Consider the following 7,679-nt stretch of genomic DNA (forward strand, 5'->3'; position numbering starts at 1 on the left):
CTCGATGCCAAGATCAACTGGCAGTTCACCACCCAGGATGCGAGGGTCAAGCTACGCAGCCTATATCCGCAGATTGAAGTGTGTTGAGACACTAGTGCCTCGTCAACTCTCAATAGACGGATAAAGCCGGCGCAGCTTGATCCGGGTGCCGAGGTTGCTGCGATGGCGCTGCCAGGCAGCCACTTCGGCACGCACGGTTTCGATGCGGTCGATATGCCGTTTCAGACACTGGCCAATCAGCACCTGGAGTTCGATCTCGGCCATGTTCGGCCAACTGCCATGCCTGGGCGTGTAGACAAACTCGAAGCGTTCTCGCAGGGCCCGTGCCTCTTCGGGACGGAATGCCTCGTACAGGGAACCGGCGCTGTGGGTGTTGAGGTTGTCCATGACCAGGGTGATGCGCTCGGCGTCGGAGTAAGCCTCGGCAATGGCCCGGACGAAATGCGCCCAGTCCGCGCGGGTCCTGCGTTCGGTCACCCGGACCATGCGCCGCCCGGCCAGCGGCTCGCAGGCCATGAACACATTGCAGCTGCCCCGCCTCGCATACTCGTAGTCCTCCCGGGCCGGCCGCCCGGGTTCGGCCTCGAGGGGCAAGCGTACCTGGCTGATCGACTGCCGCGGCGTCTCGTCCATGCAGACCACGGGATGGGCTGGGTCATGGGGGCGGCTGCAGACATCCAGCACCTGCTCCATGGCCGCCACGAATTCCCCGCTGGCCTTCGGCGGGATCACCCAGCCAACCTTCCGCCACGGCTTGAATTCGTTTTTTTCAGCACCCGACGCACCGTCTCCGACAACAGCGAGTCCACATATTCCAGCTCCACCGCACGCTCGGCCAGCAGGCGCAATGTCCAGCGCGCATGCCCCTCGGGCGGCATTTCCGCATGGGTACGCAACCCGGGACACGAAAGCGCCCGACGATGGCTTCCCACGCAGGAGCGTGGGAAGCCATCAAAACATGTCACCTCAACGCTTGGCCGGGATGTCCGGCGACGACTGGGGCAAATAGGCACGACTTTTGATAAGAACCTTCTCGGAGACGGGCTTGTCCTGTGCCAAGCGCTTGAGCGTCCAGTAAATCTGGCGACCGATCTCGCGGCTTTCCGTGCTCAGATAGGCCTGCACCAGGCCCTCGTCGAGCAGCGCGCGCCGTGCCGCGTCGGGCTCGGGGGTGATGATGATGATGACCGGGTGTGCATCCTTTTTATCGAGTTCGGCGAGCAACGGGCCGAGTTGCCGGCGATAGATGTCGGCTCGATAAACCAGCCAGGGGCTGAGGCTGATGATGGTATCGACCTCGCTGCCGGAACTCAGCAGAGTGGTGAGCTGGAACAGCGCACTCTGTTGAGTGTCGGCGCCAAAGACTGGGCAGCGGTCCGACTCGCTCCAGCCATTCTCCCCGCTCAGCCGATCTGCCCCCCCATGGCTTGGGACATCGCTGAGCTGCTGGCGGATGCCCTTGATAAACTCCTGGTAGCTGATGTCGTGTGGGCCGCCGGCACTCAGGATACACAACCTTCCGCCCTGCGGCCTAAAGTGCTGGGCGAGCATGCCCAGCCGCTGGGCGAAAGCCAGGCGGTCGAACCCGACGTAGCCGCGGCGCAAATGCCGCTCGGCGGGTTCCAAGTCCGAATCGAAAGTGATCAGCGGCGTCTGGCCCAGCCGCTTCAGCGCGTGATCGGCCAGCCACTTCGAATGGGTCACTGACAGAGCGATACCGTCCAGGTTCTTGGCGAGGGCCTGCTCTAGGACACTGTTCTGCAGACGGAAATGCGCCGGTCCTGAAGTGCCCAGCAACAGACAGGTATCGCCTTGGGCCCGGGCCGCCTCGGCGCAGCCCTCACCAATCAGAATGAAGTAGCGATGGTCGACCCGCTTGGCGACCAGCGCGAACTGCAAGGGCTCGGCACGGGCAAGAGGAGCGGGCAGCAGCCCGAGAAACAGGCTGACCACGGAAAGAAAACGGCACAGCGACGATCTTTTCACATCGAACACTTGCGAATCGCAGAATGCACGTAGGAATAATAGACCTTAGGTATCCGTTACGCGCAGCCAGTAGCCGAAGGTCATGGACAGCCTGCAATTGGCAGGAAGCCCTCCTTCTCAAAGCTCCGCAGGGATATGTGTTGACGATTGGGACAAGTAAATGCGGCTGTCGACGAAAGCCTCTCGGAGACAGGCTTGCCCTGCGCCAGACCTCGGAACATTGTAATTATTGGAAAGGATGGTCTTGGCCTCACCGAGCCAGACTCGAGAGGTATCAAGGTCTTACGGAAATGGCTACATAGGGCGCCGACGCGCCCTACATGTTCGGGTAATTGGGTCCGCCGCCTCCCTCGGGCGCCACCCAGACGATGTTCTGCGACGGGTCCTTGATGTCGCAGGTCTTGCAGTGCAGGCAGTTCTGCGCATTGATCTGCAGACGCGGCTCGCCCTGCTCCGCCCCCAGCACCTCGTACACCCCGGCCGGGCAGTAGCGCTGCGCCGGCTCGGCGTAGCGCGGCAGGTTCTCGCGCAGCGGCAGCGCGCCGTCCTTGAGGACCAGATGGCAGGGCTGGTTCTCTTCGTGGTTGGTGTTGGAGAGGAACACCGAGGCGGGCTTGTCGAAGCTCAGCACGCCATCCGGTTTCCGATAGGCGATGGGCGAAAACTCCGCTGCCGGGCGCAGCCGGGCATGGTCCGTCTGACGATCGTGCAGGGTGATCGGCAGCCGGCCGGCGAAGACATTCTGCTCGACGAAGTTGAAGGCGCCGCCGGCCAGCGGCCCGAGCCGGTGCAGCGCCGGGCCGAAGTTGCGCGAGCGGTACAGCTCCTCGTGCAGCCAGGAGGCCTCGAAGGCCGCCTTCCAGCGCGGCGCCCAGGCGCTGTCGGCCAGTTCCTCGGTCAGTGCGGCGAATACCGTCTCCGCCGCCAGCAGCCCCGACTTCATCGCCGTGTGGCTGCCCTTGATCTTGGCCACGTTCAGGGTGCCGGCGTCGCAGCCGAGCAGCAGGCCGCCGGGGAAGGCCATCTCCGGCAAGGCGTTGAAGCCGCCCTTGGCGATGGCCCGGGCGCCGTAGGACACCCGCTTGCCGCCTTCCAGGTACTGCTTCAGCACCGGGTGGTGCTTGAGCCGCTGGAACTCGTCGAAGGGGCTGAGCCAGGGGTTGGCGTAGTTCAGGTCGACGATCAGGCCGACCACGACCTGGTGGTTCTCCGCGTGATAGAGGAAGAAGCCGCCGCCGGTGTCCTTGTCCAGCGGCCAGCCGGCGCCGTGGATCACCAGCCCGGGCCGGTGGCGGGCCGGGTCGATGTCCCACAGCTCCTTGATGCCGAGGCCGTAGTGCTGCGGGTCGGCGTTACGGGCCAGCTCGAAGCGCTCGGCGAGCTGCTTGCCCAGATGGCCCCGGCAGCCCTCGGCGAACAGGGTGTAGCGGGCATGCAGCTCCATGCCCGGCATGAAGCCGTCCTTGTGGCTGCCGTCGGCGGCCACGCCCATGTCGCCGGTGGCCACGCCCCTGACCCGGCCGCTCTCGTCGTAGAGCAGTTCCGCGGCGGCGAAGCCCGGGAACACCTGCACGCCCAGCGCCTCGGCCTGCTCGCCCAGCCAGCGCACCAGGTTGCCGAGGCTGACGATGTGGTTGCCGGCGTTGTGCAGGCTTTTCGGCAGCAGCGCATCGGGCAGCTTCACCGCCTGCTCGGCGTTCCTCAGCAGGTAGACCTCGTCGGTGGTCACCGGCGTGTGCAGCGGGGCGCCACGCTCCTGCCAGTCGGGAAACAGCTCGTCGAGGGCGCGCGACTCGAACACCGCGCCGGAGAGGATGTGCGCCCCGACTTCGGAGCCCTTCTCCACCACGCAGACTTCCAGCGGCCGGTTCTGTTCGGCGGCCAGCTGCATCAGCCGGCAGGCGGCGGACAGGCCCGCCGGGCCGGCGCCGACGATGACCACGTCGAATTCCATGGCTTCGCGCATGACGCGTTCCTCCCCATCAAAGGCCAAAAGGCTTGTTGTTGTCGTGGCAGGGCGGGTGAAACCCGCCGGACATGGCGCGGAGTCGCACCGGAGTCGGCGGGTTGCATCCCCCTACACTTCCCCCGAGCGGATTCAGAGGGCCTTTTCCAACTCGGGCACCGCCTCGAACAGATCCGCCACCAGGCCGTAGTCGGCGACCTGGAAGATCGGCGCCTCGGGGTCCTTGTTGATCGCCACGATCACCGTGGAATCCTTCATCCCCGCCAGATGCTGGATGGCGCCGGAGATGCCCACGGCGATGTACAGCTCCGGCGCGACGATCTTGCCGGTCTGCCCGACCTGCATGTCGTTGGCGACGAAGCCGGCGTCCACCGCCGCCCGCGAGGCGCCGACCGCCGCGCCCAGCTTGTCGGCGAGCGTCTCCAGCAGGGCGAAGTTCTCGCCGCTGCCCAGCCCGCGGCCGCCCGACACCACGATGCGCGCGCTGCCCAGCTCCGGACGGTCGGACTTGGCCAGCTCCTCGCCGACGAAGCGCGAGGTGCCGGCATCGTGCGTGGCATCGAGGCTCTCGACGACGGCGCTGCCGCCCTCGGCCGGCAGCGGGTCGAAGGCGCTGGCGCGCACCGTGGCGACCACCACCGGGTCCAGCGACTGCACGGTGGCGATGGCGTTGCCGGCATAGATCGGCCGGCGGAAGGTGTTCGGCGAGACGACGCCGACGATGTCGGAGAGCTGAGCCACGTCGAGCAGCGCGGCGACCCGCGGCATCAGGTTCTTGCCGGCCGAGCCGGCCGGCGCGAGCAGGTGCGAATAGGCTTTCCCGAACCCGGCGACCAGCCGGGCGAGGTTTTCCGCCAGCTGGTGCTCGTAGACGGCGGCATCGGCGAGCAGCACCTTGCTCACCCCGGGGATGGCGGCGGCCTGGGCGGCGACGGCCCCGCAGGAACGGCCGGCGACCAGCAGATGCACCTCGCCGCCCAGCAGCGCCGCGGCGCCCAGGGTGTTCAGGGTGGCGCCCTTGAGGGTGCGGTTGTCGTGTTCGGCAATGACAAGAATGGCCATCAGATCACCTTCGCTTCGCTCTTCAGTTTTTCCACCAGCTCGCTCACGCTGCCGACCTTGATGCCGCCCTGGCGCTCGGCCGGCGCCTCGACCTTGAGCAGGCGGGTATGGGCCTTCAGCGCCACGCCGAGTTCGGCGGGGGTCCTGACCTCCAGCAGCTTCTTCTTGGCCTTCATGATGTTCGGCAAGGATGCGTAGCGCGGCTCGTTCAGGCGCAGGTCGGTGGTGACGATGGCCGGCAGGGCCAGCGACAGGGTCTGCAGGCCGCCGTCGATCTCGCGGGTGACCTCGAGGCGGCCCTCCTGCAGGGCGAGCGCCGAGGCGAAGGTGGCCTGCGGCCAGTCCAGCAGCGCGGCGAGCATCTGCCCCGTCTGGTTGTTGTCGGCATCGATGGACTGCTTGCCGAGAATCACCAGCTCGGGCTGCTCCGCCGCGACCACGGCGGCGAGCAGCTTGGCCACCACCAGGGATTCGGGCGGCTCGGCGGTGTCGATCTGGATGCCGCGGTCGGCGCCGAGGGCCAGGGCGGTGCGGATCTGCTCCTGGCAGGCGGAGGGGCCTACCGAGACGGCGACGATCTCGGTCGCGATGCCGGCTTCCTTGAGGCGCACGGCCGCTTCCACGGCGATCTCGCAGAAGGGGTTCATGGCCATCTTGACGTTGGCCAGATCGACGTCGCTCTGGTCGGGCTTCACCCGCACCTTGACGTTGTAGTCGATCACCCGTTTGACGGTTACCAGTATTTTCATTGCGCAAATCCCCGCTGGGGCGGCCTCCGTGGGCCGCCCGCTCTTGTTGTGGTGCTTGTCAGCGGCGTCCCGGCGGGACGCCGTTCCCGTGGCGCGGAATCAGAACCGCTCGTCGCTCAGGCCATGATGTTGCCGCTGCCGACTCGACCTGCTCGCCCAGCACGAATTCCGTGTCGCGGCAGGGATGGGCATGGTCACTCATGGTTGTTTCTCTCTTGTCAGGTGAACGCCGCCTTCGGCACACAGGCTCAGAAGTAGCCCCGGCCGGCCTGCAAACGGGCGCGGAAATCCTGGGTCAGGCGGTAGAGTCCACCATGGCGGGCATGGGCCTCGGCCTTGCGGGCGAAGACCGCCAGGCCCTGGGTGTCGAGGTAGCGCAGGGCGCCGCCGCGAAAGCGCGGGAAGCCGATGCCGAGCAGCAGCCCCATGTCGATCTCCTCGGCCGTCTCGACGATGCCGTCCTCCAGGCAGCGCACCGCCTCCAGGCACAGCGGGATCATCAGCCGGTCGACGATGTCCTCGTCGGCGACCTCGACCCGCTCCAGCACCCGCTCGGCGATCAGCGCGCGGGCGGCCGCCGCGGGCTGCCGGCTGCGCCGGCCGGAAGCATCCTTGGTGTACTCGTAGAAGCCCTTGCCGTTCTTCTGGCCGAGCGCGCCGCTGGCCAAGAGCGCGTCCATGATCGGCTCGCCGTCGTGACCCATGCGCTCGGGAAAACCTTCCTGCAGCACCCGGTCGGCGTGAACCATGGTGTCGATGCCGATCACGTCGGCCAGGTAGGCCGGTCCCATCGGCCAGCCGAAGGCCTCCATGACCCGGTCGATCCGCTCGAAGTCGACGCCGTCCCTGAGCAGGCGGTTGAAGCCGTTGAAATAGGGAAAGAGCACGCGGTTGACCAGAAAGCCCGGGCAGTCGCCGACCACGATGGGGGTCTTGCCCATGGCGCTGGCGTAGGCCACGGTGCGGGCGATGGTCGCCTCGCTGCTGCGGCTGCCGCGGATCACTTCCACCAGTTGCATCAGCTGCACCGGGTTGAAGAAGTGCATGCCGCAGAAGGACTCCGGCCGCTTGAGGCCCTGCGCCAGCAGGTCAATGGAGATGGTCGAGGTGTTGGAGGTCAGCACCGCGTCCGCCGGCACCTGGTCCTCCAGCTCGGCCAGCACGGCGGCCTTGATCCTGGGATTCTCGACCACCGCCTCGACCACCAGATCGACCCCGGCGAAACCCTGGTAGTCCAGCGCCGGCTGGATGTTCTCCAGCACCCGCTGCTTGCCGGCCGCATCCAGCCGGCCCTTGTCGATCTGCCGGTCGAGCAGCTGGCTGGCGGTCTTCAGGCCCAGCTCGAGCGCCTCGCCACGGATGTCCTTCATGACGATGGGAACGCCCGAGGACGCCGACTGGAAGGCCACCCCGCCGCCCATGATGCCGGCGCCGAGCACGGCGCTGCGGCGCACCGGCGCGGCCTTGCCGCTCCAGGCCCGGGCTTTCCTCCTGACCAGCTGGTCGCCGAGGAACAGGCCGACCAGGGCGCGGGCGACATCGGACTTGGCCAGGGACGCGAAGGTGCGTGCCTCAATCTGCAGCGCTTCGTCGAGCGGCAGTGTGATATGCCGGACGACGGCATCGAGAATCGCCGCCGGCGCCGGATAATGGAGATCGAGCGTATTGCCGTAGTGCTGCTGCAGGATGGCCAACCGCTTGAGTACATCCATCCCGCCGTGAGACTGCTGCTTGCGAACGCGCATGGCGGTGAACGACGCCTCGCCGCTGGCGGCCAGGCGCAGCAGGTTCAGCGCGGAATCACGCAGCTTCCCGGCGGCAACCACCCGGTCGACGGCGCCCAGCTCCAGCGCCCTGGCCGCGGCCTGCGGCTTGCCGGCAAGCATCCAGTCGAGCGCCGCCTCGGCGCCGATCAG

Annotated in this window: 5 protein-coding genes and 1 pseudogene; all 6 read right to left on the reverse strand. The window is 67.0% G+C overall.

The window, feature by feature from the left end; translation table 11 throughout:
- Positions 1–102 precede the first annotated feature (102 nt).
- A pseudogene (locus EV691_RS22720) lies at positions 103–926 on the reverse strand (IS630 family transposase); the annotation flags it as partial.
- Between the two features lie 40 nt (positions 927–966).
- A complete protein-coding gene (locus EV691_RS22725) occupies positions 967–1,995 on the reverse strand; it encodes a substrate-binding domain-containing protein (RefSeq protein ID WP_242672648.1) in 1,029 nt (342 codons plus the stop codon).
- A 307-nt stretch (positions 1,996–2,302) separates the two neighbouring features.
- Positions 2,303–3,952, reverse strand: coding sequence for an electron transfer flavoprotein-ubiquinone oxidoreductase (locus EV691_RS22730; protein WP_131301665.1), 1,650 nt, complete (start codon positions 3,950–3,952; stop codon positions 2,303–2,305).
- A gap of 132 nt (positions 3,953–4,084) precedes the next feature.
- Positions 4,085–5,014, reverse strand: a complete 930-nt coding sequence (locus EV691_RS22735; protein ID WP_131301662.1) for an electron transfer flavoprotein subunit alpha/FixB family protein — start codon at positions 5,012–5,014, stop codon at positions 4,085–4,087.
- Positions 5,014–5,763: an electron transfer flavoprotein subunit beta/FixA family protein gene (locus EV691_RS22740; protein ID WP_131301659.1), complete on the reverse strand. Its 750-nt coding sequence runs from the start codon at positions 5,761–5,763 to the stop codon at positions 5,014–5,016. Before EV691_RS22740 ends, EV691_RS22735 begins: the two co-directional genes overlap by 1 nt.
- 248 nt (positions 5,764–6,011) lie before the next feature.
- Positions 6,012–7,679 (reverse strand): 3-hydroxyacyl-CoA dehydrogenase NAD-binding domain-containing protein (locus tag EV691_RS22745; RefSeq protein ID WP_131837570.1); only part of this gene is annotated, 1,668 nt, incomplete at its 5' end.

It is taken from the genome of Azotobacter chroococcum (assembly GCF_004339665.1).
GTDB classification, from domain to species: domain Bacteria; phylum Pseudomonadota; class Gammaproteobacteria; order Pseudomonadales; family Pseudomonadaceae; genus Azotobacter; species Azotobacter chroococcum.